The following is a 25478-nucleotide window of genomic DNA, read 5'->3' as shown; positions in this document are numbered from 1 at the left end:
TCCGTAGATGGAAATCACTCTCTCCAAGAGTCTGTTGATCGCAGTGGTGCTCGCACCGCTGTTCGGCAGCATCATCGCCGGCCTGTTCGGTCGTCAGGTCGGTCGCGCTGGCGCGCAGGCGGTCACCATCCTCGGCGTGGCGGTCAGCTGCGTGCTGTCCAGCTATGTGCTGTACATGCTGCTGTGGGGCGGCGCCCAGCCGTTTAACCAGAACATCTATACGTTCTTCGAAGTGGGCCAGTACTCGGCGCACGTCGGCTTCATGGTCGACAAGCTCACCGCGATGATGATGGTCGTGGTGACCTTCGTGTCCTTCCTGGTGCACGTGTACACCATCGGCTACATGCAGGACGACCCGGGCTACCAGCGGTTCTTCAGCTACATCTCGCTGTTCACCTTCTCGATGCTCACCCTGGTGATGAGCAACAACTTCCTGCAGCTGTTCTTCGGCTGGGAAGCGGTGGGCCTGGTCTCGTACCTGCTGATCGGCTTCTGGTTCAAGCGCCCGACCGCCATCTTCGCCAACATGAAGGCCTTCCTGGTCAACCGTGTCGGTGACTTCGGCTTCATCCTCGGCATCGCCGGCGTGTTGTGGGTGTTCGGCACCCTCGATTACGCCACCGTGTTCGCCAATGCGCAGGTGCTGGGCCACCCGGATGCGCTGATCCAGATCTGGTCGGGCACGATCAACCTGTTCGGCACATCCATTCCGGTGATGAGCGAGCCGGTGATCTGGTCGGTCGCCACCGTGATCTGCATCTGCCTGTTCATCGGTGCGATGGGCAAGTCGGCCCAGGTGCCGCTGCACGTCTGGCTGCCGGACTCGATGGAAGGCCCGACCCCGATCTCGGCCCTGATCCACGCCGCGACCATGGTCACCGCGGGCATCTTCATGGTCACCCGCATGTCGCCGCTGTTCGAGCTGTCGCAGACCGCGCTGAACTTCGTGCTGTTCATCGGTGCCACCACCGCGTTCTTCACCGGCCTGATCGGCATCGTGCAGAACGACATCAAGCGCGTCGTCGCGTACTCCACGCTGTCCCAGCTCGGCTACATGACCGTCGCCCTGGGTGTGTCGGCCTACTCGGCGGCTGTGTTCCACCTGATGACCCATGCCTTCTTCAAGGCGCTGCTGTTCCTCGGCGCGGGCTCGGTGATCATCGCCATGCACCACGAGCAGGACATGCGCAAGATGGGCGGCCTGCGCAAGTACATGCCGATCACCTTCATCACCATGTGGATCGGTACGCTGGCCCTGGTCGGCACCCCGTTCTTCTCCGGCTTCTACTCCAAGGACACCATCATCGAGGCCGCGCAGCACCACGCGCATGTGTCCTCGAGCTGGGTGGCGACCTACGGGTACTGGGCGGTGCTGGGTGGCGTGGTCGTCACCAGCTTCTACAGCTTCCGCCTGCTGTTCCTGACCTTCCATGGCAAGGAACGCTTCCGCGATGCGCATGACGATCACGGCCATGGCCATGACGATCATCACGCCGCAGACGCGCACGCAGCCGACGCCCACCATGGCGACGCGCATCATGACGATCATGGCCACGGCCATGGCGCGCATGAGCCGCACGAAACCCCGTGGGTGGTGACGCTGCCGCTGATCCTGCTGGCGATCCCCTCGATGGTCATCGGTTTCTTCAGCATCGGTCCGATGCTGTATGGCACCGACTGGGCCGGCCACCACGCCGACACCGCCATCCCGGGCCAGGTGCACTCGTTCTTCACCGGCATCGTTGATTTCTACGACCCGGCGCGCAACACCATTGGTGCGCTGGCCGAAGAATTCCACGGCCCGGTGGCCTTCGCGATCCACGGCATGATGGCCCCGGCCTTCATCCTGACGGTGGTCGGCTTCCTGCTGGCGGCGCTGTTCTACCTGTGGAAGCCGGAACTGGCCGGCAAGGCCCGCAAGACCTTCGCGCCGATCGTGTCGGTGCTGGAGAACAAGTACGGCTTCGACAAGCTCTGGATCGGCGGTTTCGCCGGCGGCGGTATCAAGCTCGGCAAGGTTTCGCGCGCGATCGACACGAATGTGGTCGATGGTGTGGTGGTCAACGGTTCGGCGCGCCTGATCGATCTGGCGGCCAACCTGCTGCGTCGCACCCAATCCGGTTTCCTCTATCACTACGCCTTCGCGATGATCATCGGCCTGATTGCCCTTCTGGGCGTCCTGATGCATTACCTGCGTTGATGACCTGTACGGAATAAGAAGACGTGTCGAACTGGCCCCTACTTAGTGTTCTCATCTGGCTGCCGATCATCGGCGGTGCATTGATCCTTGCCATCCGGGATGCCCAAACCGCCCGGTGGGCGTCCTTGGGCGTCGCGGTGCTGACCTTCGTGGCCAGCCTGTCGCTGCTCAGCGGCTATGACACGGGAATCGACGCGCTGCAGTTCGTCGAGACCCGCGCCTGGATCCCCGCCTACGACATCGGCTACAACCTCGGCGTCGACGGCATCGCGATCGCGCTGATCCTGCTGACCACGCTGGTCTCGGTGCTGGCCCTGATCGGTGCCTGGAGCGCGATCGACAAGCGCGTGAACCAGTACGTGGCCGCCTTCCTGATCCTGGAAGGTGTCACCGTCGGTATCTTCTCGGCGACGGACGCGATGCTGTTCTACGTGTTCTTCGAAGCGATGCTGATCCCGATGTTCCTGATCATCGGTGTCTGGGGCGGCCCGCGCCGCATCTACGCCGCGCTCAAGTTCTTCCTGTACACCTTCCTCGGCTCGGTGCTGATGCTGGTGGCCCTGATCTACCTGTACCTGAAGGGCGGCAGCTTCCAGCTGGCCGACCTGTACCAGCTGCAGCTGTCGGGCAAGGAACAGACGTGGATCTTCTTCGCCTTCCTGATCGCCTTCGCGGTCAAGGTGCCGATGTTCCCGGTCCACACCTGGCTGCCGGACGCCCACGTGGAAGCGCCGACCGCCGGTTCGGTGATCCTGGCCGCGATCGCCCTGAAGATCGGTGGCTACGGCTTCCTGCGCTTCAACCTGCCGATCGTGCCGGACGCCTCGCATGAGTGGGCCTGGCTGGTGATCGCGCTGTCGCTGGTGGCGGTGATCTACGTTGGCCTGGTCGCCCTGGTGCAGGACGACATGAAGAAGCTGATCGCCTATTCGTCGATCGCGCACATGGGCTTTGTGACCCTGGGTACCTTCATCGCCATGTGGCTGGTGCGCGACGCCGGCAACCCGGATGCCGCCCGTCTGGGCCTGCAGGGCGCGATGGTGCAGATGGTCTCGCACGGCTTCGTGTCCGGCGCGATGTTCTCCTGCGTCGGCGTCCTGTACGACCGCATGCACAGCCGCCGCATCGCCGATTACGGCGGCGTGGTCAACGTGATGCCCTGGTTCGCCACCTTCGCCATGCTGTTCTTCATGGCCAATGCCGGCCTGCCGGGTACCAGCGGTTTCGTCGGTGAGTTCATGATCATCATGGCCAGCTTCCAGCGCAATCCGTGGCTGGCACTCGGCGCGGCGAGCACCCTGGTGATCACCGCGGCGTATACGCTGTGGCTGTACAAGCGCGTGTTCTTCGGTGAAGTGGCCAACACCCATGTCGCCGAACTGAAGGACATCAACGGTCGCGAGTGGCTGGTGTTGGGTGTATTCGCCGTGGGCACCCTTGCCCTGGGCCTGTACCCCAAGCCGCTGACCGACCTGATGGAGCCCTCGATCGCGAAGCTGGCGATGCAGATCGCATCCAGCAAGCTGCTGTAATCGGGCCGTCGAGAGTATTGATTCCAGGATTTGATGATGACCACCTCGCCGCTGTTGCCACTGACCGCCGCTGACCTCCCGCCGCTCGCTCCCGAGCTGGTGCTGGTCGGCAGTGCGTTCGCCCTGTTGATGCTTGATCTTTTCATCAGTGAGAAGAACAAGATCTGGACCCACCTGTTCTCGATCGCTGCGCTGGCGGTCGTGTTCTTCATGCTCGCCACCGGAGTGGGCGGGCAGGGCGAGGTCTTCCACGGCATGTTCGTCCGCGACACCGCGGCCGACGTGATGAAGACCGTGATCGTGCTGTGCAGCGGCCTGACCCTGATCTACGGCTGGAGCTACCTGCGCGAGCGCAAGCTCTACCAGGGCGAGATCCCGGTGCTGATCCTGTTCGCCACTGCAGGCATGATGATCCTGGTCTCGGCCGGCAGCCTGCTGATGGTCTACCTGGGCCTGGAACTGCTGGCGCTGTGCTCCTACGCACTGGTCGCCAGCAACCGTGAAAACGGCCTGGCCTCGGAAGCGGCGATGAAATACATCGTGCTCGGTTCGCTGGCCTCGGGCCTGCTGCTGTACGGCATGTCGCTGATCTACGGCGCCACCGGCTCGCTGCATCTGGATGCGATCAACGCTGCCATTCCGCACACCGAAGAGAAGATGCTGCTGCTGACCGGCGCGGTGTTCATGATCGCCGGCGTGGCCTTCAAGCTGGGTGCCGCCCCGTTCCACATGTGGCTGCCCGACGTGTACCAGGGTGCCCCGGCACCGGTCGCGCTGTTCATCAGCTCGGCCCCGAAGCTGGCCGCGTTCGGCATGGCCTACCGCCTGCTGGAGATGGGCGTGGGCCCGCTGGCCGACGAGTGGAAGTACCTGATCGGTGGGCTGGCCGCACTGTCGCTGGTGATCGGCAACCTGATGGCGATCGCGCAGACCAACCTCAAGCGCATGCTGGCCTTCTCGACCGTTTCGCACATCGGCTTCCTGCTGATGGGCATGGCCGGCGGTGGCGAGCGTGGCTACTCGGCGGCGCTGTTCTACGCCCTGAGCTACGCGATCATGTCCACGGCCGCCTTCGGTGCGATCATCGCCTTGTCGCGCAATGGCTTTGAAGCCGAGAAGATCGAAGACTTCAAGGGCCTCAACGCCCGCAACCCGTGGATGGCCGGCCTGGTGCTGTGCATCATGGCGTCGCTGGCAGGCATCCCACCGTTCCTGGGCTTCTGGACCAAGCTGGCCGTCCTCGGCGCGGCGATCCAGGGCGACATGCTGTGGCTGGCCATGGTCGGCGTGATCTGCGCCGTGATCGGCTGCTTCTACTACCTGCGCGTCATCAAGGTCATGTACTTCGATGAGCCGGTGGGCGAGCCGCTGCCGGCCAACAACGACCGCGTGCTGGGCGTGGTGCTGGGCGTGAACGCGCTGGCGCTGCTGGCCCTGGGCGTGGCGTGGAACCCGATCATGGTGTGGTGCCAGCAGGCATTTGCACAAATTTCGTAAAAAACGATACAAACGTGCGCAACTCGTGTAATATTCATCTCCTGAGTTGTTGATGCAGCGGTTTCGCCAGAAGATCGTTGCTAGGAAGTCCCCCGGGCCTTCCGCACTCATCCGCTTCTGCTGCGGGGTGGAGCAGTCTGGCAGCTCGTCGGGCTCATAACCCGAAGGTCGCAGGTTCAAATCCTGCCCCCGCTACCATATAGCTCCGGTGCAAACCGGAGGCAGTGGACGAATCAAGCGATACCGGAGACGGTGTCGCTTTTTTCGTTCCAGGCCCGGTAGAGCCGACCGTTGGTCGGCAGCTCTCCTGGGCAGGGGAGGAAACCGTCCCCCGGCTGCCGTTCCCCGATGCGGGTATTCGTTTCAACACGGGGTTGCACGGGAATGAAAACTCCCTTACAATTCCGCTTCTGCTGCGGGGTGGAGCAGTCTGGCAGCTCGTCGGGCTCATAACCCGAAGGTCGCAGGTTCAAATCCTGCCCCCGCTACCACAGAAAATCTGCAGTGCAGATGCAGTAGACGAAAAGGCGATCTCGGCAACGAGGTCGCTTTTTTCGTTGGGTCACGGCGCCTTCTTCGGACCTGCCCGCGCCGCTGCCCACGATGAGGGTTACACAGCCGCTTGGCTGTTCAGCTTTTCGAACAGGGACGCCAGAGGCCACCCCAACCATTGCACCAGCGCGGTGCAACGGCTATCATCAGTGGCTTAGCGGACTGTCTATTCCTATCCCCTCAAGGGATATGAACAGGCCCCGCGACCGGCTTCCAGGAACGGCAACCTGTACCCAGGCCGCCGTGACCCCCCGGAACGCTGGGCTCGCAGACTCGCACCACGTGCGCATCTGCACCGGAATCCAGCATGACCGGAGTTGTACCGGACAGGGGCCCAACGGGCCCTTTGTTGTTTCCGGAAGGTGGTCCAAGCCATGGACCAGACCGTATTTCTTTTCAACGAATCAAGGCCGACTGTGAGCGACAAGGCAACCGAAATCGCGAATCTGCTCGCCCCCACCGTTCAGTCGCTGGGTCTCGAGCTGCTGGGCGTGGAATATCTGACCGCCCCGGGTGGTGCCACGCTGCGCCTGTACATCGACGTGCCGCTGGCCGAACAGCCCGAGCGCATCGTCAACATCGACGATTGCGAGCGCGTCAGCCGCGAAGTGTCCGCCCAGCTGGACGTCGAAGACCCGATCACGGCGAACTACACGCTGGAAGTGTCTTCGCCGGGCGTGGACCGCCCGCTGTTCACCGGTGAGCAGTTCCAGCGCGCCATCGGCGAATCGGCCAAGGTGACGCTCAGCCTGCCGCAGGACGGCCGCCGCCGTCTGCAGGGCGAGATTCTCGCCGTGGATATCGAACAGGGCACGGTGACCTTCAAGGTCGACAATGCTCCGTTCACCGCCGACATCGAAAACATCGACAAGGCACGCATCATGCCGGACTGGGCCGCCCTCGGCCTGGCTCCGACCAAACCGACTGGCCCGGCACCCAAACAGGGTGGCAAGGCGAACAAGAAACCATCCAACGAGCCGGCGGCCAAAAAGCCGCGCGCGGAGTGAGCCAATGAGCAAGGAACTTTTGCTGGTAGTGGATGCGGTCGCCAACGAAAAAGGCGTCCCGCGCGAAGTCATCTTCGATGCCATTGAGGCAGCGTTGGCTTCGGCTGCCAAAAAGCGTTACCCGGAAGAAGAAGTACTGGCCCGTGTGTCGATCGACCACAAGGACGGCAACTACGAAACCTTCCGCCGCTGGGAAGTGGTGGCCGATGACGTGGTCATGGAGTCCCCGGACCGCCAGATCCGTCTGATGGACGCCATCGATGAAGCCGACGGCGTGGAAGTCGGCGATTTCATCGAAGAGCAGATCGAAAACCCGGACTTTGGCCGTATCGCCGCACAGGCCGCCAAGCAGGTGATCGTCCAGCGCGTGCGCGAGGCCGAGCGTCAGCAGGTGGTCGATGCGTGGAAGGATCGCGTTGGCGAACTGGTCACCGGTGTGGTCAAGCGCGCCGAGCGCGGCAACATCTATGTGGACCTGGGCGGCAACGCCGAGGCCTTCATTCCGAAGGACAAGGGCATTCCGCGCGACGTGCTGCGCGCTGGCGACCGCGTGCGCGGTTACCTGGCCGAAGTCCGTTCGGAACCGCGTGGCCCGCAGCTGTTCATCAGCCGTGCCGCCCCGGAATTCATGATCGAACTGTTCAAGCTCGAAGTGCCGGAAGTCGGCCAGGGCCTGGTCGAGATCAAGGCCTGCGCGCGTGATCCGGGCGACCGCGCCAAGATCGCCGTGCTGGCCCATGATTCGCGTACCGATCCGATCGGTGCCTGCATCGGCATGCGCGGTTCGCGCGTGCAGGCCGTGTCCAACGAGCTCAACGGCGAGCGCGTGGACATCGTGCTGTGGAACGAGAACCCCGCCAACTTCGTCATCAATGCGATGGCGCCGGCGGAAGTGCAGTCGATCATCGTCGATGAAGAAAAGCACTCGATGGACCTGGCCGTGGCGGAAGAGCGCCTGGCCCAGGCGATCGGCAAGGGCGGCCAGAACGTCCGTCTTGCCAGCCGCCTGACCGGTTGGCAGCTCAATGTGATGACCCAGGACCAGGTGACCGCCAAGTCCGAGGCAGAGCAGGGCGTTGCCCGCCAGCTGTTCATGGACAAGCTGGAAGTGGATGAAGAAATCGCCGCCATCCTGGTGACCGAAGGCTTCAACACCGTGGAAGAAATCGCCTACGTCCCGGTCGGCGAACTGCTGGCCGTGGAAGGCTTCGACGAAGACATCGTCGAAGAGCTGCGTGCCCGTGCCCGCGATGCGCTGCTCAACGAAGCGCTGGCGGTGGAAGAAGGTCTGGAAGACGGCTCGCCGTCGGAAGACCTGCTCGCCCTGGAAGGCATGGACGAGGCAACCGCCTACGCTCTGGCCGGTCACGGCGTGCGTACCAGTGAGGACCTGTCGGACCTGGCCGCCGACGAGATCCTCGAGTTCGGCATCGAGGACATGGACCAGGAGCGCGCCGCCGCCCTGATCCTTGCCGCCCGAGCCGAGGAGATCGCCCGCCTGGAGCGCGGCGAATGAGCCAGCGATGAACAGTGCCCTGACCCGCTCAGGGCTTAGACTCCGCGCTGCCTTCGCACGTTTCGAGGGAGCGCCAACCAGATCATAGGATCCGAATGTCGCAGCAAACCACCATCCGCAAGCTTGCCGAACTGGTCAATACCCCGGTCGATAAACTGCTCGTACAACTTGCCGAAGCCGGCATGAAGTTCAGCGGTCCCGACCAGGTCGTGACCAGTACCGAGAAGGTGAAGCTCCTGGGCTTCCTTCGTCGCTCGCACGGCAAGACCGAGCAGCCCGTCGAGAGCACCGACGAAGCCGCCAAGAAGATCACCCTGAACCGTCGCAAGTTGCAGGAAGTGACCGTCAGTGCCGGCCGCAGCAAGACCACCGTCAACGTGGAAGTGCGCCAGAAGCGTACCTACATGAAGGACGCCAGCGGCAAGCCGATGACCGCGGATGAGGAGCGCGCCGACATCCTGCGCAAGCTGGAGGAATCCCGCCAGCGCAATCTGGACGAGCAGCGCGCACTGGCCGAGAAGGACCGTGCGCGCGATGAAGAGATCGCCCGCAAGCGTCAGGAAGAAATCGACGCCAAGGAACGTGCCGAAGCCGAGCGCAAGGCGGCTGAAGCTGCTGCCGAAGCGGCCAAGAACGCACCGCCGGCCCCGGCCCCGGTTGCCGCCAAGCCCGCTGCTGCCGATGCACCGGCGCGCAATGCGCGCCCGGCGGCACCGTCGGCTGCCCGTCCGGCGCCGCGTTCGGACGATCGCAACTCGAACAACAACAACAACCGTCCGGGCGCCAAGCGCGACGACGATGGTGGCAACCGCTTTGCCGGTCAGCTGCATCTGTCGGCCGCCGATCGTGCCCGCCGCGGCAACAACAGCAACTCGCGCGGTCGTCCGACCGGGCGCGCGCAGCACGGCAGCCGCCGTGACAGCAACCAGTCGCGCAGCGGCGGTGGTGCCCATGGCTTCGAACGTCCGGTCGCTCCGATCGTGCGTGACGTCACCATCGGCGACACCATCACCGTCGCCGATCTGGCCCAGAAGCTGGCCGTCAAGGGCGGCGATGTGGTCAAGGCGCTGTTCAAGATGGGCGTCATGGCGACCATCACCCAGACTATCGACCACGACACCGCTGCGCTGGTGACCGAAGAACTCGGCCACAACGTGATCCGTGCCAACACCAACGACGCCGAAGACGCGCTGCTGGCGCTGGCCGGTGGCAACCAGGGCGAGCCGGTGGCACGTCCGCCGGTGGTCACCATCATGGGCCACGTCGATCACGGCAAGACCTCGCTGCTGGATTACATCCGCCGCACCAAGGTCGCCACGGGCGAAGCCGGTGGCATCACCCAGCACATCGGTGCGTACCACGTTGAAACGCCGAAGGGCGTGATCAGCTTCCTGGATACCCCGGGCCACGCGGCGTTTACGTCCATGCGTGCCCGCGGTGCCAAGCTGACCGACATCGTGGTGCTGGTGGTGGCGGCCGATGACGGCGTCATGCCGCAGACCAAGGAAGCCATCCAGCACGCCCGTTCGGCGGGTGTGCCGCTGATCGTGGCGATCAACAAGATCGACAAGTCCGGCGCCGATCCGATGCGCGTCAAGAACGAGCTGCTCACCGAGCAGGTCGTGTCCGAAGACTTCGGTGGCGATACCCAGATGGTCGAGATCTCGGCCAAGGCTGGCCTGGGCATCGACGACCTGCTGGACGCGATCTCGATCCAGGCCGAACTGCTGGAGCTGAAGGCCGTGGCCGACGGCCGCGCCAGCGGCGTGGTCATCGAGTCCTCGCTGGACAAGGGCCGTGGCCCGATCGCCACCGTGCTGGTGCAGCAGGGTTCGCTGAAGAAGGGCGATTACCTGGTCTGCGGTATCCAGTACGGCCGCGTGCGTGCCCTGTTCGACGAAACCGGCGCACAGCCCGACCAGGCTGGCCCGTCGATTCCGGTGCAGGTGCTGGGTCTGTCCGGCGTGCCGGATGCCGGCGATGACTTCGTCGTGGTCGAAGACGAGCGTCTGGCCAAGGACGTCGCGCAGCAGCGCGAAACCAAGCGCCGTGAATCGCGCCTGGTGCAATCCGCTGGCAGCCGCATGGAAGACATCATGGCGACCCTGGGCAAGGGCGACGGCCAGCAGGTGCTGAACCTGGTGATCAAGGCCGACGTGCAGGGCTCGGTGCAGGCGCTGAGCCAGGCACTGGTCGCGCTGTCCAACGATGACATCCGCATCAACGTGATCCACTCTGGCGTGGGCGGCATCACCGAGTCGGACGCCAACTCGGCGGTTGCCTCCAAGGCCACCGTGATCGGCTTCAACGTGCGTGCCGACGCCTCCGCGCGTCGCATCATCGAGTCCAACGGTGTGGACCTGCGTTACTTCTCGATCATCTATGACGTGATCGATCAGGTGAAGCAGGTGGCCTCCGGTCTGCTCGGCGTGGAAATCCGCGAAGAGATCATCGGTATCGCCCAGGTCCGCGATGTGTTCCGCAGCTCGAAGTTCGGTGCGGTCGCAGGCTGCATGATCATCGAAGGTACGGTGAAGCGCAGCAAGCCGATCCGCGTCCTGCGCGACAGCGTCGTGGTCTTCGAAGGCGAGCTGGAATCGCTGCGTCGCTTCAAGGAGAACGTCGAGGAAGTCCGCAACGGTACCGAATGCGGTATCGGCGTGAAGGCTTACAACGACGTCAAGCCGGGTGACCAGATCGAGTGCTTCGAGCGTATCGAAGTGCCGCGCACCCTGTAATGTTTCAGGCCGGACCGCATCTCGCGGTCCGGCTTTTTCGCTTTCGCATCACCCTTCAAGACGAGTCCGCCTACCGTGCCAAAGACCTTCCATCGAACCGACCGTGTTTCCGCCCAGATCCGCCGTGAACTGGGAACACTCGTGCACAACGCAGTGCGTGAACACGGCCTGCCTTCGGTGAGCGTCTCCGACGTGGAAATCACCCGTGACATGGCGCATGCCAAGATCTTCGTCACGGCGCTGATGCCCGAACGTTCGGTGGAAGCGATGAAGGGCCTGAAGGAACTGGCCTGGGGCCTGCGCATGGAGCTGGCGCGTGCGATGAAGCTGCGCCACGTGCCCGAACTGCACTTCCACTACGATGATTCGGTGGATCGCGGCGAGCGCATCGACAACATCCTGCGCGACCTGCCCGATACGCTGGCGGCAGAGAAGAGCCGGCAGGGCGATGACGACGGCGGCGACGATGCTGCCGACGAAGGCGAAAAGAACGCCTGATGGACCAACAGCCCGCAAGGGCTGTTGTCTTATGGGGCGGGGCCTGTCGCAGTGCGACCGCTCCGCCGGAGGCCGGATTGACCGGCAGCGCCACACGGCGCCGATTTGAATTGAATGCATGGCACCCCGAATTTCGTTCCGTCGCCTGGATGGCATCCTGCTGCTCGACAAGCCGACCGGCATGAGCTCCAACGCAGCCTTGCAGGTGGCACGCCGTCTGTACCGCGCCGAGAAGGGCGGCCACACCGGCAGCCTGGATCCGCTGGCGACTGGCCTGCTGCCATTGTGCTTTGGTGAAGCCACCAAGATCGCCGGCCTGCTGCTCGGCTCGGCCAAGGCCTATGACGCCGAGGTGGTGCTGGGCCAGACCACCGATACCGATGATTCCGATGGCGCGGTACTGCGCGAGCGGCCGGTGCCGGCCATCAGCGCGGCCGAACTGGAGGCGGCGCTGGCACCGCTGCGCGGCCGCATCCGCCAGCGCGCCCCGATCTATTCCGCGCTCAAGCAGGGCGGCGAGCCGCTGTACCTGAAAGCCCGCCGCGGTGAGGCGATCGAGGCCCCCGAACGCGACGTGGAGGTCCACGCCCTGGAGGTGCTGGACCAGCAGCCGACCCGTCTGTCGCTGCGGGTGACCTGCGGTTCAGGCACTTACATCCGCAGCCTGGCCCGCGATCTGGGCGAGACCCTGGGCTGCGGCGCCCATATCGCCGGCCTGCGCCGGCTGTGGGTGGATCCCTTCCGTGAGGCGCCGATGGTGACCCTGGACACCCTCCGCGGCCTGGCCGAGCAGGGCGATGAGGCCGGCATGGAGGCCCTGCTGCTGCCGCTGGACGCGGGTCTGGCGCATTACCCCCGGGTTACGCTGAACGAGGAGCAGGCCCCTCGCTTCCGCGTGGGCCAGCGCATCCGCGATGCTGGCTGGCCGCAGGGTGGGGTGGTCGTGTTCGGGCCGGGCGAGGCGATCCAGGGCCTGGGGCAGGTCGACGAGACCGGTCTGCTGGCCCCGCAGCGCCTGTTCAACCTCTGACCGGCCCCGGCCGGGCACCACCCCGGTCCTTGTCCCGGACGGCCGCTGACGTTACAATTTCGCGGCCTTTTCAGGCTTCCCGCGTTCTGCGGGTTCATCCTTTCGTTAACGGCGAGTCGCGCGGTACGTCAACCGGACGTTTCTGCGGGCCACGCATCCAAGAGAAAACTGATATGTCGATCGACACCCAGAAGGTCATTGAAGAAAACAAGCGCAGCGCGGCTGACACCGGCTCCCCGGAAGTCCAGGTCGCCCTGCTGACCGCCCGCATCGAACTGCTGACCGGCCACTTCAAGACCCACAAGAAGGATCACCACAGCCGTCGTGGTCTGCTGCAGATGGTCAACCGTCGCCGCAGCCTGCTCGACTACCTGAAGAAGAAAGACGCTCCGCGTTACAAGGCCCTGATCGAAAAGCTCGGCCTGCGTCGCTAAGCACGAACCCCCACCGCGGCGCAGGAATGCGCCGCGGTTTTGTTTTGGTAGTACCGCAATAAACGCCTGGGCCGGACAACCGGTCACCCGTCGGCGGCAAGGGTCGCCCGCGGTCCATTGAAGAAAGCATCATCCAAGGAAACCCCCGTGGCAAAAATCACCAAAACCTTCCAGTACGGCAAGCACACCGTCACGCTTGAAACCGGCGAAATCGCCCGTCAGGCCGGCGGTGCCGTCATCGTCAAGTTCGACGACACCGTGCTGCTGGTCTCCGCCGTTGCCGCCAAGAGCGCGCGTGAGGGCCAGGACTTCTTCCCCCTGACCTGCGACTATCAGGAGAAGTTCTACGCCGGTGGCCGTATCCCGGGCGGTTTCTTCAAGCGCGAAGGCCGCGCGACCGAAAAAGAGACGCTGATTTCGCGCCTGATCGATCGCCCGATCCGTCCGCTGTTCCCGGAAGACTACAAGAACGAAGTTCAGATCATCGCCACGGTGATGTCGCTGAACCCGGACATCGATGGTGACATCGCTGCCCTGATCGGCGCCTCGGCCGCGCTGTCGCTGGCCGGCACCCCGTTCAAGGGTCCGATCGCCGCCGCCAAGGTGGGTTACAAGAACGGTGAGTACATCCTCAACCCGACCGTGACCGAACTGAAGGATTCGGAGCTGGAACTGGTTGTCGCCGGTACCGCCAACGCCGTGCTGATGGTGGAATCCGAGGCCGCGCTGCTGTCCGAAGACGTGATGCTGGGCGCCGTGACCTTCGGTCACCGCGAAATGCAGAAGGTCATCAACGCCATCAACGAGCTGACCGTGGAAGCCGGCACCAAGCCGTCGACATGGGAAGCCCCGGCCAAGAACACCGCGCTGATCAGCGCCCTGCAGGAAGCCATCGGCCCGCGCTTGGGCGAAGCCTTCCAGGTGCGCGACAAGCTGCAGCGCCGTGACGCCATCTCGGCGATCAAGAAGGACGTGACCGAGTCGCTGGCAGGCCGTGTGGCCGCTGATGGCTGGAACCCGGCCGAGCTGTCGAAGGAATTCGGCGAGCTGGAATACAGCACCATGCGCAACTCGGTGCTGGACACCAAGGTCCGCATCGACGGCCGTGCGCTGGACACCGTCCGCCCGATCTCGGTGAAGACCGGCATCCTGCCGCGTACCCACGGTTCCTCGCTGTTCACCCGCGGTGAAACGCAGGCCATCGTGACCATCACCCTGGGCACCGCCCGTGATGGCCAGGTCATCGATGCCGTTGCCGGTGAGTACAAGGAAAACTTCCTCTTCCATTACAACTTCCCCCCCTACTCGGTGGGTGAGACCGGCCGCATGATGGGCCCGAAGCGTCGCGAAATCGGCCACGGCCGCCTCGCCAAGCGCGGCGTGCTGGCAGTGATGCCGTCGCTGGAAGCCTTCCCGTACACCATCCGCGTGGTGTCGGAAATCACCGAATCCAACGGCTCCTCGTCGATGGCCTCGGTCTGCGGTTCCTCGCTGGCCCTGATGGACGCCGGCGTGCCGGTCAAGTCGCCGGTGGCCGGTATCGCCATGGGCCTGGTCAAGGAAGGCGATCGCTTCGTCGTCCTGTCCGACATCCTGGGTGACGAAGATCACCTGGGCGACATGGACTTCAAGGTGGCCGGTACTGCCGAGGGCATCTCCGCCCTGCAGATGGACATCAAGATCGAAGGCATCACCGAAGAGATCATGAAGCAGGCACTGCAGCAGGCCAAGGCTGGCCGTCTGCACATCCTGGGTGAAATGGCCCACGGCCTGACCGCCCCGCGCGAAGAGCTGTCGGACTACGCGCCGCGCCTGCTGACCATCAAGATCCACCCGGACAAGATCCGCGAAGTGATCGGCAAGGGTGGTTCCACCATCCAGGCCATCACCAAGGAAACCGGCACCCAGATCGACATCCAGGATGACGGCACCATCGTCATCGCGTCGGTCAACGCCATCGCTGCGCAGGCTGCCAAGGCCCGCATCGAGCAGATCACCTCGGACGTCGAGCCGGGCCGCATCTACGAAGGCAAGGTCGCCAAGATCATGGACTTCGGTGCGTTCGTCACGATCCTGCCGGGCAAGGACGGTCTGGTCCACGTGTCGCAGATCTCCAGCGATCGCGTCGAGAAGGTCGGCGATGTGCTGAAGGAAGGCGATGTGGTCAAGGTCAAGGTGCTGGAAGTCGACAAGCAGGGCCGTATCCGCCTGTCGATGAAGGCCGTCGAAGAAGGCGAGGGCGCCCCCGCCGCCGAGTAATCGGCCAACGCCGATCTCGCGGTAGGTGAGGACCGTTGGTCCTCACGCTTCCCGGTCGGTAGGTGAGGACCGTTGGTCCTCACGCTTCCCGGTCGGTAGGTGAGGACCGTTGGTCCTCACGCTTTCGCAGACAAGAAAAAGCGGGCTTCGGCCCGCTTTTTTTGTGCCCGCATGTCCAGCCAACAGCGCCGGTTCGCGGTGGAGTGCCATGCGATGCATGGCTGCCGTCGGGTGGGGCGCATTACGCCAGATAGCGCGATACCTCGATCAGATTCCGGTCCGGATCGCGGAAATACACCGAGAGGATCGGTCCGGTCGCACCCGTCCGCTGGACCGGTCCTTCTTCGACGGTCACGCCCTGCGCCTGCAGGTGCGCCAGGATCTCGTCCATGGTCGCGTAGGTGATCAGGCACAGGTCCGCCGAGCCCGGTGTCGGCCGTTCGGCCTTGGGGTCGAATTCGTTGCCGTGCGCATGCAGGTTGATCTTCTGCAGGCCGAAGCGCAGCGCCTTGCGCCCCTCGCCGAAGGTATCCACCTCCATGCCCAGCACGCGGTGGTAGAACTCACAGGTCGCGGCGACATCCGCCACGGTCAGGACCAGGTGGTCCAATCGGTCGATATGCAGGTCGGTCATCGGTGTCACGCAGCAGGCAGTCACTATCTCTGAACTGTAAAACCGATGACGCAAGGCGGGGGTGAACACCTGTCGCCGTCAGGCATGCACGCATGCAGGCATACATGCGGGCGGCGCGGGCGGGCGGCGCGGCAGAGCGGGACAGACCGCGCAGTCGTCCGCTGCGGGCGGCGACTTCGAGTGACGCGTCCGTGGCGCGTACCGGGTGTTGCCGCACGGCCTGTGGACAGCCGCCAGGCCTGCGTGGGTCAGCCGTCAGTGTCCGCTGGACGGATTCGCAGGACATCACCGCGCAAAGCGCCCGCGCACCACAGCACGCTGCTAACGTGGCTTCGCCTTCGCCCCGGGAGATCCCATGTTCCGTCAAACCGTCGCTGTCCTGGCCGTTCTGATCGCCAGCGTGATGCCGCAGGCCGCCTCCGCCACGGAGTCGTTGCCCAAGGTGATCGGTGCGTACTACCCGGGGGGTTCGGCGGACCGCTACCCGGTGGAGACCATTCCGGCCGATACGCTCACCCATCTGTTCTATGCGTTCGCCACCATCGACCAAGGTCAATGCGTGGTCGCGCCGCAGGCCGATGCGCATTTCAGGGCACTGGCCGCGCTCAAGCGTGCGCATCCGACGCTGCACACCCTGATCTCGATCGGCGGCTGGAACGCGGGCGGGTTCTCCGATGCGGCGCTGACCCCGGAAAGCCGCGAACGCTTCGTGGCCTCCTGCGTGGCGATGTTCTTCGAGCGCCATCGCGGCAGCTTCGATGGCGTGGACATCGACTGGGAGTTCCCGGTATATGGCGGCCCGACCCCGATCACCGACCGCCCGGAAGATCGCCGCAACATGACCCTGCTGGTGCGCGAGTTCCGCCGCCAGCTCGATGCGCTGGACAAGAGAGACGGCCAGCACCGGCTGGTCACCGCCGCGCTGCCCGCCGGCCGCGTGCAGACCGATGGCCCGTATGATCCGGCCCGAAGCTATGAACTCAAGGAGCTCGGCCGCGCGCTCGATTTCATCAACCTGATGAGCTACGACATGGGCACCGGCTTCTCGGCGGTGTCCACCTTCAACGCGCCGCTGCACGCAGTGCCGGAAGATCCGCTGGCGCCGGAATTGAAACGTTGGAACAGCGTGGCCGGGGCGGTGGCCTACTACGAGCAGCACGGTGTGCCGAAAGACAAGCTGGTGCTCGGCGTGCCGTTCTACGGCCGTGGCTTCCAGCTGGAGAGCGATGCCAACCAGGGCCTCTACCAGCACTACAGCGCGCCGCATCCGGCCGGCGACTGGCGGCAGATCCAGGCCAGCATGCTCGGCCAGCCCGGCTGGGAGCGGCACTGGCACCCGGTCGCGCAGACGCCGTGGTTGTACAACGCCACCGGGAAGGTCTTCGTCAGCTATGAGGATCCCACCTCGATCGGTCTGCGCGCCACCTTCGCCAAGGACAGCGGTCTGCGCGGCGTCTTCATGTGGGAGCTGACCGGTGACGACGCGCAGCGCAGCCTGCTCAAGGCCATGGTGGCGCCGTTCCGGGTACCTGCGAAGTAAGCGCACCGAAGGGCGCCGCCACGCACGCGGCGTGCCCTATGCTTGCCGCCATGGAGAACGTCCGCTTGCTGGATCTGCACATCGACCGCCCTGCCCAGCAGGTGCGGCGAGGGGATCAGGTATTGCCGGTCGGCGGGTTGAGTTGGCGGCTGCTGGACTGCCTGCTGGCCCAAGGCAACGCCGTCGTCGATTTCGACACGCTGGCCGATCAGGTCTGGGCACCGGCGGTGGTCGGCGAGGATGCGATCAGCCAGCGGGTGAAGCTGCTCCGGCAGGCGCTGGGCGATGACGGCCGCCGGCCGCGCTACATCCGCTCGGTTCGTGGCCGTGGCTACCAGTTGTGCGCCTCGCCACAGCCGATGATCCGTGATGCCGTCGCCAGCACCAGCACGGACGGTACTCCCGTCACACCCGGCGCGCGCGCACCCGCACGGTGGGTCTGGCTGGCTGGGGTAACGGTCGCCGCTGCTGCCGTCGTGTTCACCTTGGTACGTCCCGCCAGCGCACCGGCGTCGCCAGCGGAGGCGGTCCTGCAGCGCGCCGCTTATTACGCGGGTATCGGCCAGGCCAGCAACAACGAACGGGCGATCGCGTTGTACCGCCAGGCGCTGCAGATCGACCCTGAATCGCTTATCGCACGGCGTGGACTCGCCCGAGCGCTGGCGGCCGATGCCTGCTTGTTCAACGGCGCGCGCGAGCGTGCGCAGGAGGCGCTGGTGTTGAGCAGCCAGCTGGTGCTCAAGGCGCCGGAAGATGCCGCCGGCTGGGCCGCACGCGGCTATGCCCACGACTGCCTCGGCGCGATGTCGCACGCCATGGCGGACTACCGGCAGGCACTGCGGCGCGACCCGGGTGACGAGCGCACGCGCGCATCGCTGGCCTATCTGCAGCAGGAAAAAGGCGACCTCGCGCAGGCCTTGCAGGACAACCTGTCACTGCGCGCGCCCGAGCGGGTTCGCTTCCGCGACGTACAGGTCGCACGCGAACTGGAGCTGTTGGGGTTCACCGATGCGGCCGCTCGCCGGCACGCGCACAACTTCCAGCTCTATCCGGACAATGTGTTCGCCAACATCGCCTGGCCGCACAGCCTGTTGGCAATGGGGGAGTCGGCAAAAGCACAGCAGGCGCTGGATCAGGCACTGGCTCGCGGGACGCCACATCCGCAGTTGCTGCGCCTGCAGGGCGAGATGCTGTTGTTGAGCGGGAATCGGAAGGGCGCCGCCGGAGCCTTCGAGCAGAGCCGGGCATTGCGCCCGCAGCAGTCGATGGGGCAGACCCTGGCCGGCCTCTATGGCGATCCGGCGCCTGCCCCGACCTGGATCGCCGAGCGCCTGCAGATGCTGGAAGGGCAAGGCGATGATGGCTGGTCCGACACCGCGCTCGAGCGTGCGATGGTGCTGCAGGCCCAGGGCGATGAGGCCGCTGCGCTGGTGGCCCTGCATCACGCGGTGAACGCCGGCTTCCGCGACTCGGCGTGGTTGCGCGCCACCCCCTTGTTTGCGCCGCTGCACGGTGCGGCCGGCTGGCAGGAACTGCTCGACACGATCGAGAAAGACGTATCCGCCCAGCGCGCCCGGGTGTTGGCCGCTCCATGGCGGCCAACAGACCTCGACGGCCTCAGCGCAGCGCGGGCAGCAGGAACTCGGTAAGGATGCGGCGCGACTGCGGGTGGGCGTAGCTGCGGTTGTAGGCCTGGCTGGTGATCACCGCGACCAGCTTCTTGCCGGGTATCACGAACACGTAGTTGCCGCCGTTGCCGGACATCGTCCACACGGTGCTGTCGTGCCCGTCGACCGGAAGCTTCAGCCCCCACCATTGATAGCCGTAGTCGCTGCCATCACCGGCGGTGGCCTGCGCGCTGAGCATCGCCCGCACATAGCGGGTCGGGATCAATTGTTTGCCTTGCCAGCGTCCCTCGGCCAGCACCAGTTCGCCCAACCGTGCCAGGTCCCGGCTGCGGTAACGCGTCCCACCGCCGCCCATGCCTATGCCTTCCGGTGAGCGGTTCCACGTGCTCGTGGTGATGCCCAGCGGGCGCTCCAGCACCTGCGCGGCGTAGTCGGCCAAGGGCCGCTTCGTGGCCTGTTCCAGTACTGCGCCGAGCACGAAGGAATTGGCCGTGCAGTAGGCATGCGCGCGGCCGTGCGGGCTGTCTTCCGGTCGCGTCATCCACGGTGCGAAACCCTTGACCGGCAGCGACAGCGCGAAGTCCACCCAGTGCTCGGTCACGTACATGCGCTCTTCATTGCCGGCCGAGAACGCATTCTCGTCATCGCACTCCCACAGCGTGCTCATGGTGAGCAGGTCTTCCACCGTCATCGCGCGCAGCCGGGGATCGACGGGATGGCCAGCGGTGAACGCGGGGAAGTAGTCGTACACACGGGCCTGTACGCCGGGCAGGGAACCGTCGCCGATGGCGGCGCCGACCAGCATCGCGGTGACACTCTTGCTGGCCGAGCGCACGTCGTTGAGGGTATCCGCCGTGCCGCCGTTGAAGTAGCCCTCGTACGCCACCTGGCCGTCCACCAGCAGCACGATGCTGGTGAGCTGCTTGATGTCCTGGCTGGCGATCGCCGACTCCAGTGCGGTGATCCGGGCTGCGTCCAACTGGGCGGGCCCGGCCAGTGCGGTCGGTGGCAGGACAACCGCCAGGGCGAAGATCAGCGCGGCGGAAAAACGGGGGCGACAGGGGTGCATGGGCAAGGCTCCTCGAGATGAGGGCCGACTACGCCACGGGGCGGTCTGAAGTGCTGGAAACCCGGCTGAAGAATTCTGAAGGCCCGCCGCAGCAAGCCTTCGAGGCGATCAGCGCGGTGCACTCCAGACGCTGTTCGGATCACCATGCCGTGCCCGGCGCAGGCTCGCACGCGCCAGGGTGGCAAAACCAAAGGCCAGTGCCAGCGCCACCGCGTCCACCCAGAACAGCGGCCAGTAGCCCCGTGCCGCGCTCGCCCATGGCCAGAAGCCGGTCAGGGCGCCATGCATTACCGCTACCAGCGCGGTGCTGATCGCGGCCGCCCACAGCAGCTCACGGGCCGCCTGGTCGGGGCGACGCAGCGCCGCCCACAGGGCGCAGACGCCCCAGGTGACGAAACAGATCCAGCGGATGCCGTGGTCCACCGCCTGCGGCGCGACCTGCTCCAGGATCTGTGCGCCGACGAAGCTGGCCGAGATCGCCACGCACAACCCGATGCATACCCCCACTGTCGCGCGGGCCATGTTGATCTGCGCGCGGCCTTGTTCGACCTGGCGTCGCTTGCGCCGCGATTCGATCCACAGCAGGTTGCCGGAGTAGAACAGGAAGGCGCCGCCCAGGCCGAGCAGGAAGTACAGCCACACCACCACGCCATTGCCGAATTCACCGAAATGCAGCGCATAGGCGGCACTCAGGGTGGCGTGGTTGGCATCGCGCTGGCCAGGCAACTGGCTGCTCAGCAGGCGGCCGCTGGCCGCATCCAGGCCGACCGCGCCGAGCGGCCCCAGGGTGCCGCCGGATTCGCCGGTGATCTCGATCGTGGCGTTGGCATCGCCGGCATGGGCGAGCTTGAGGAAGGCCGGCTCGAAATCAGCCACGCCCTGCGCCCGGGCCACCTCGATGGCGCGGGCATGCAGCATGCGCAGGTTGGTTTCATCGCCTGGCTGGCCGCTGGGCTCGCGTATCGGCGCGGTGTCCATCGCTGCCGGCACCGCCTGCAGCAACTTGCCGTCGAAGATCAGCGGATTGAGCGCCGCCATCTGCAGGAAGATCAGGCAGAGCAGTGCGCCGGTCACCGCGAACATGAGGTGGAAGGGCAGGCTGAGTACGCCGATCACGTTGTGCGCGTCCTGCCACATCTGCTTGAGGTTGCGGCCCGGGCGCAGCGCGAACAGATCGCCCAGCAGTCTGGGCAGGTGGATGACCAGCCCGCTGAGCAGGGCCACGCCATACAGCAGGCTGACGATGCCCATCAGGTAGGTGCCCGCGACCGGCAGGCCGAGGCTGTAATGCAGCTCGTTGACCAGCTCCGCCAGCCCGGTCTGCGGGGGCGTGACACTGCCGTCGTAATGGTCCAGCCACGCGTACAGCCAGGTGCCCTTGGCGTCCTGCCAATACGCGATCGGCTGCGGGTGATCGCCACCGGGGAAGGTCATGCCGACGTGGGCACGCGCGGCCGGGTGGCGTTCGAGCACGCCATCGAGCAGGCGTTGCGCGTCGTCCAGGCTCGCGGCCGGCGTGTCCACCGCATGCGGGGTCTGCCACAGCGGCAGATCGTGGTGGAACAGGGTCAGCGCGCCGGCGTAGAACGCGACGAACAGCGCGAAGCCGGCGACCAGGCTGACCCACGTGTGCACGGTGGTGAAGGTACGCAGGGTCTGGGAACTGAACTTCATCGCATCGCTCTCATTGCACCGCGCCGGTCAGGCGCAGCAGCCACAGCAGGCCGAACCCGGCCCCGGCGGTGGCACTCATCACGGCCCACGCCCGCAGCCCGGTGCGGAAGCTGAAGGCCCAGATCGCGGCCAGCATCCACAGCGGGATGAACGCGATCAGGCTGGGTACCAGCGCGTTCTGCCACGGTCCCGGTGGCAGCCAGGCGATCAGCCCGGTCGCCGCGGCGGCCACGAAGAACCCCGCCAGGACGCCGGCGCCGGCCCGTGCCCACATCAGCGTGTCACCTGCGCCGGGCGGTGCCAGGCGGCGAGCAGGGGCAGCGCGATCGCCACCAGCATCCAGCTGCACAGCATCACCACCACGCCGGTGGCGATGCCCAGATTGGCGATCCACAGCCAGAGCGCCGCCACCGCGGCGACCAGGCTGATCTGCCGACCCAGGCGGCCGGCCCGGCGCAGGCGCGGCCAGCGGCAGTGCGGCGAGGCGGCATACAGCGCCAGCGCCGAGAACGCCGAGCCGGCCAGCGCCAGGCTGCAGAAGCCAAGCGAGGTCAGGGCGACCGTGATCATCGGGTGGCCGCCAGCGCACGCGGCAGGGCGCGGCAGGCCGGGAAGGAAGCGGGGCAGGGCATGGGGGAATCCAATCGGCAACCCTGTCCTGGTCAGGACAGTAACCCGCGCATGGTAATCATTGCCGTTTATGGGCGCCACACGTACACATTCAGGCGCCTGGGCGGGGGCATGCCGGCGCGCGGCGGCGCATTCATCGGCAGATTGGTTTAAGATCAGGGCATCTCTATCGAGGCAACAAGGTGGCCCGCGCCCTGCGCCGGTCTAGCGTGCGACATGAGCACTACCACCGCCCACCGCTGAACGCCCCCGACGGCCCCTGACGCAGGCGCCTTCGTGGCGCTTTTTTATTGCCTCGCCCCCGGATTCTCCAGGCCCCCTGCGGGCCACCAGACCAAAGCACTCTCATGATCGCGATCACGCTCCCCGACGGCAGCCGCCGTGAATTCGAACATCCCGTCAGTGTCATGGACGTCGCCCAGTCGATCGGCGCCGGCCTGGCCAAGGCCACCATCGCCGGTTCGGTGGATGGCGTGCTGGTCGATGCCAGTGACGTCATCGACCACGATGCCAGCCTGCGCATCATCACCGCCAAGGACGAGGAGGGCGTTGAGATCATCCGCCACTCCGCCGCCCATCTGGTCGGCCATGCGGTCAAGCAGCTGTACCCGGACGTCAAGATGGTGATCGGCCCGGTCATCGCCGAAGGCTTCTACTACGACATCTACTCCGAGCGTCCGTTCACGCCCGAAGACATGGCCGCCATCGAAAAGCGCATGGGCGAGCTGATCGCGCAGGACTACGACGTGATCAAGAAGGTCACCCCGCGTGCGGAGGTCATCGAGATCTTCAAGGCGCGTGGCGAGGACTACAAACTGCGCCTGATCGAAGACATGTCGCCGGACATCCAGGCCATGGGCATGTACTACCACCAGGAATACGTGGACATGTGCCGCGGCCCGCACGTGCCCAACACGCGCTTCCTGAAGGCCTTCAAGCTGACCCGCATTTCCGGCGCCTATTGGCGCGGCGACGCGCAGAACGAGCAGCTGCAGCGCGTCTACGGCACCGCCTGGGCCGACAAGAAGCAGCTCGATGCGTACATCAAGCGTATCGAAGAGGCGGAGATGCGCGACCACCGTCGCATCGGCAAGCAGCAGGACCTGTTCCACCTGCAGGAAGAGGCCCCGGGCCTTGTGTTCTGGCACCCGAAGGGCTGGGCGCTGTGGCAGGTGGTCGAGCAGTACATGCGCAAGGTGTACCGCAATACCGGCTACGGCGAAGTGCGCTGCCCGCAGATCCTGGACGTGTCGCTGTGGCAGAAGTCCGGCCATTGGGACAACTACCAGGACGCGATGTTCTTCACCGAGTCGGAGAAGCGTACCTACGCGCTCAAGCCGATGAACTGCCCGGGCCACGTGCAGGTGTTCAACCAGGGGCTGCACAGCTACCGCGACCTGCCGATCCGCTACGGTGAGTTTGGTGCCTGCCACCGCAACGAGCCCTCCGGCGCGCTGCACGGCATCCTGCGCGTGCGTGGCTTTACCCAGGACGACGGCCACGTGTTCTGCACCGAAGACCAGGTCGAGGCGGAAGTGACCGCGTTCCACCAGCAGGCGCTGGCGGTGTACCAGCACTTCGGCTTCGAGGAGATCCAGGTCAAGATCGCGCTGCGGCCCGAATCGCGCCTGGGCGATGACAGCACGTGGGACAAGGCGGAGGGCGCATTGCGCTCGGCCCTGTCCAGCTGCGGGGTGGAATGGCAGGAGCTGCCGGGCGAGGGCGCCTTCTACGGCCCGAAGATCGAGTACCACCTCAAGGATGCCATCGGCCGCACCTGGCAGCTGGGCACGATGCAGGTGGACTTCATGATGCCCGGCCGCCTTGGCGCCGAGTATGTGGACGAAAACAGCCAGAAAAAGCATCCGGTCATGCTGCACCGTGCGATCGTCGGTTCCATGGAGCGTTTCCTGGGCATCCTGATCGAGCACCATGCCGGCCAGTTCCCGGCCTGGCTGGCCCCGACCCAGGTGGTGGTGGCCAATATCACCGACGCTCAGGCTGAATACGTCAGTGAAGTCAGGAAAACCCTTGCAGATCAAGGGTTCCGCGTGAACGCCGATTTGCGCAACGAGAAGATCGGATATAAGATTCGCGAGCATACGCTGCAGCGGGTCCCGTACCTGCTGGTGGTTGGCGACCGTGAGAAGGAAAATGGCGCCGTGGCCGTGCGTACGCGCTCTGGCGAAGATCTGGGCAGCATGTCCGTCCAGGCCTTCATCGAGCGGTTGCAGGCAGAACAGTCCGTGTAAGAAAGTCCCGGCCCTGCGGATGCTCCGCGATGGGCCGGTTTGATTCCTCTGGGAGATTGCAATATCAGTACCCCTGACAACAAACAGAACCGCAAGAATCAGGAAATCCGGGTGCCGCGCGTCCGCGTGATCGGCAGCGACGGAGAAATGATTGGTGTGTTGACGCGTGACGAAGCGCTGTCGATGGCCGAAGACGAAGGTCTGGACCTGGTCGAGATTCAGCCGCAGGCTGATCCGCCGGTGTGCAAGATCATGGACTTCGGCAAGTTCAAGTTCGAAGCGCAGAAGAAGGCCAACGAGGCCAAGAAGAAGACCAAGCAGGTCGAGATCAAGGAAGTGAAGTTCCGCCCGGTCACCGATGAAGGTGATTACCAGATCAAGCTGCGCAAGATGCGCGGGTTCCTGGAAGAGGGCGACAAGATCAAGGTCAACATCCGCTTCCGTGGCCGTGAAATGAGCCATCAGGAACTGGGTCGCGAGATGGCCAGCCGGATCGAAGGTGATCTGGGCGAAGACATCGTGATCGAGTCCCGTCCGCGCCTTGAAGGCCGGCAGATGGTGATGATGATCGCGCCGAAGAAGAAGTAACCGGCCATCGGGCCTGGCCCGAACCGGCGGAGGTAGAGCCGACCGTTGGTCGGCTACCCAGCCCCGGCCGCACCTCTTCGCGCACACAGCGGGCGCCCATCGGCGCCTTCTGTCGTTTCCCGCGCGCGGCCTGGCGTCACGCCCGGGCTCGCGCCCGTTCCGTTCAGGTTCGGCCGCGCCGCGGTAAACACCCGCCCAAT

19 protein-coding genes and 2 tRNA genes are annotated in these 25478 nt (G+C 65.2%); 16 read left to right on the top strand and 5 right to left on the bottom strand.

Features of this window, described 5'->3' with window-relative positions:
* Window positions 1–7 precede the first annotated feature (7 nt).
* The 12 genes from nuoL (at window position 8) to pnp (ending at window position 15263) form a co-directional block, all read left to right on the top strand.
* Window positions 8–2200 (top strand): NADH-quinone oxidoreductase subunit L, encoded by a 2193-nt coding sequence (gene nuoL / locus NJD74_RS10610; protein WP_261997100.1) that lies wholly within the window; start codon window positions 8–10, stop codon window positions 2198–2200.
* Window positions 2201–2223: 23 nt separating this feature from the next.
* Complete coding sequence (locus tag NJD74_RS10605) at window positions 2224–3732, top strand: NADH-quinone oxidoreductase subunit M (RefSeq protein WP_319624160.1); 1509 nt, start codon at window positions 2224–2226, stop codon at window positions 3730–3732.
* Window positions 3733–3768: 36 nt separating this feature from the next.
* On the top strand, window positions 3769–5229 hold the full coding sequence (gene nuoN, locus NJD74_RS10600) for an NADH-quinone oxidoreductase subunit NuoN (RefSeq protein ID WP_319624159.1): 1461 nt from the start codon (window positions 3769–3771) through the stop codon (window positions 5227–5229).
* 121 nt (window positions 5230–5350) lie between these two features.
* Window positions 5351–5427 (top strand) — tRNA-Met (locus tag NJD74_RS10595).
* 216 nt (window positions 5428–5643) lie between these two features.
* Window positions 5644–5720, top strand: a tRNA-Met gene (locus NJD74_RS10590).
* Window positions 5721–6197: 477 nt separating this feature from the next.
* Window positions 6198–6788 carry a ribosome maturation factor RimP gene (gene rimP, locus NJD74_RS10585; protein WP_019182689.1) on the top strand — a complete coding sequence of 197 codons (591 nt, stop codon included), beginning with the start codon at window positions 6198–6200 and terminating at the stop codon, window positions 6786–6788.
* A gap of 4 nt (window positions 6789–6792) precedes the next feature.
* The gene (gene nusA, locus NJD74_RS10580) at window positions 6793–8304 is read left to right on the top strand and encodes a transcription termination factor NusA (protein ID WP_019182690.1); all 1512 of its coding nucleotides are present in this window, start codon (window positions 6793–6795) and stop codon (window positions 8302–8304) included.
* A gap of 95 nt (window positions 8305–8399) precedes the next feature.
* Complete coding sequence (infB, locus tag NJD74_RS10575) at window positions 8400–11042, top strand: translation initiation factor IF-2 (protein ID WP_070470910.1); 2643 nt, start codon at window positions 8400–8402, stop codon at window positions 11040–11042.
* Between the two features lie 75 nt (window positions 11043–11117).
* Complete coding sequence (gene rbfA, locus NJD74_RS10570) at window positions 11118–11540, top strand: 30S ribosome-binding factor RbfA (RefSeq protein WP_019182692.1); 423 nt, start codon at window positions 11118–11120, stop codon at window positions 11538–11540.
* A gap of 118 nt (window positions 11541–11658) precedes the next feature.
* On the top strand, window positions 11659–12570 hold the full coding sequence (gene truB, locus NJD74_RS10565; protein ID WP_070470908.1) for a tRNA pseudouridine(55) synthase TruB: 912 nt from the start codon (window positions 11659–11661) through the stop codon (window positions 12568–12570).
* Window positions 12571–12743: 173 nt separating this feature from the next.
* The gene (gene rpsO, locus NJD74_RS10560; RefSeq protein WP_019182694.1) at window positions 12744–13004 is read left to right on the top strand and encodes a 30S ribosomal protein S15; all 261 of its coding nucleotides are present in this window, start codon (window positions 12744–12746) and stop codon (window positions 13002–13004) included.
* Window positions 13005–13151: 147 nt separating this feature from the next.
* Window positions 13152–15263: a polyribonucleotide nucleotidyltransferase gene (gene pnp / locus NJD74_RS10555; RefSeq protein ID WP_319624158.1), complete on the top strand. Its 2112-nt coding sequence runs from the start codon at window positions 13152–13154 to the stop codon at window positions 15261–15263.
* A 241-nt stretch (window positions 15264–15504) separates the two neighbouring features.
* On the opposite strand, the gene NJD74_RS10550 is transcribed toward pnp, so the two are convergent.
* A complete protein-coding gene (locus tag NJD74_RS10550) occupies window positions 15505–15888 on the bottom strand; it encodes a VOC family protein (RefSeq protein WP_216636719.1) in 384 nt (127 codons plus the stop codon).
* Between the two features lie 364 nt (window positions 15889–16252).
* On the opposite strand from NJD74_RS10550, the gene NJD74_RS10545 reads away from it, so the two are divergent.
* Together NJD74_RS10545 and NJD74_RS10540 are read left to right on the top strand one after the other, a co-directional pair.
* On the top strand, window positions 16253–17437 hold the full coding sequence (locus tag NJD74_RS10545) for a glycoside hydrolase family 18 protein (protein WP_319624157.1): 1185 nt from the start codon (window positions 16253–16255) through the stop codon (window positions 17435–17437).
* A 50-nt stretch (window positions 17438–17487) separates the two neighbouring features.
* Complete coding sequence (locus tag NJD74_RS10540) at window positions 17488–19086, top strand: winged helix-turn-helix domain-containing protein (protein WP_319624156.1); 1599 nt, start codon at window positions 17488–17490, stop codon at window positions 19084–19086.
* Here the strand turns inward: NJD74_RS10540 and NJD74_RS10535 are convergent.
* The 4 genes from NJD74_RS10535 to NJD74_RS10520 all read right to left on the bottom strand — a co-directional run bounded on the left by NJD74_RS10535 (window position 19055) and on the right by NJD74_RS10520 (window position 22378).
* Window positions 19055–20134, bottom strand: a complete 1080-nt coding sequence (locus NJD74_RS10535) for a serine hydrolase (RefSeq protein WP_102788057.1) — start codon at window positions 20132–20134, stop codon at window positions 19055–19057. The genes NJD74_RS10540 and NJD74_RS10535 overlap by 32 nt on opposite strands.
* A gap of 108 nt (window positions 20135–20242) precedes the next feature.
* Window positions 20243–21808 carry a PepSY-associated TM helix domain-containing protein gene (locus tag NJD74_RS10530; protein ID WP_102788056.1) on the bottom strand — a complete coding sequence of 522 codons (1566 nt, stop codon included), beginning with the start codon at window positions 21806–21808 and terminating at the stop codon, window positions 20243–20245.
* Window positions 21809–21818: 10 nt separating this feature from the next.
* Window positions 21819–22082: a hypothetical protein gene (locus NJD74_RS10525; RefSeq protein ID WP_070470902.1), complete on the bottom strand. Its 264-nt coding sequence runs from the start codon at window positions 22080–22082 to the stop codon at window positions 21819–21821.
* Window positions 22082–22378 (bottom strand): hypothetical protein, encoded by a 297-nt coding sequence (locus tag NJD74_RS10520; protein ID WP_019182702.1) that lies wholly within the window; start codon window positions 22376–22378, stop codon window positions 22082–22084. Before NJD74_RS10520 ends, NJD74_RS10525 begins: the two co-directional genes overlap by 1 nt.
* A 407-nt stretch (window positions 22379–22785) precedes the next feature.
* Between NJD74_RS10520 and thrS the strand changes: the two genes are divergently transcribed.
* Entirely contained in the window at window positions 22786–24690 is a 1905-nt protein-coding gene (thrS, locus tag NJD74_RS10515; protein WP_070425580.1) for a threonine--tRNA ligase, read from the top strand.
* A 48-nt stretch (window positions 24691–24738) separates the two neighbouring features.
* The gene (gene infC, locus NJD74_RS10510; RefSeq protein WP_172838068.1) at window positions 24739–25278 is read left to right on the top strand and encodes a translation initiation factor IF-3; all 540 of its coding nucleotides are present in this window, start codon (window positions 24739–24741) and stop codon (window positions 25276–25278) included.
* The last annotated feature ends 200 nt before the right edge of the window (window positions 25279–25478 follow it).

The sequence above is a fragment of the Stenotrophomonas sp. RG-453 genome, assembly GCF_033843685.1.
Classification (GTDB): domain Bacteria; phylum Pseudomonadota; class Gammaproteobacteria; order Xanthomonadales; family Xanthomonadaceae; genus Stenotrophomonas; species Stenotrophomonas bentonitica_A.
This window is presented reverse-complemented; position numbering and strand designations above follow the sequence as displayed.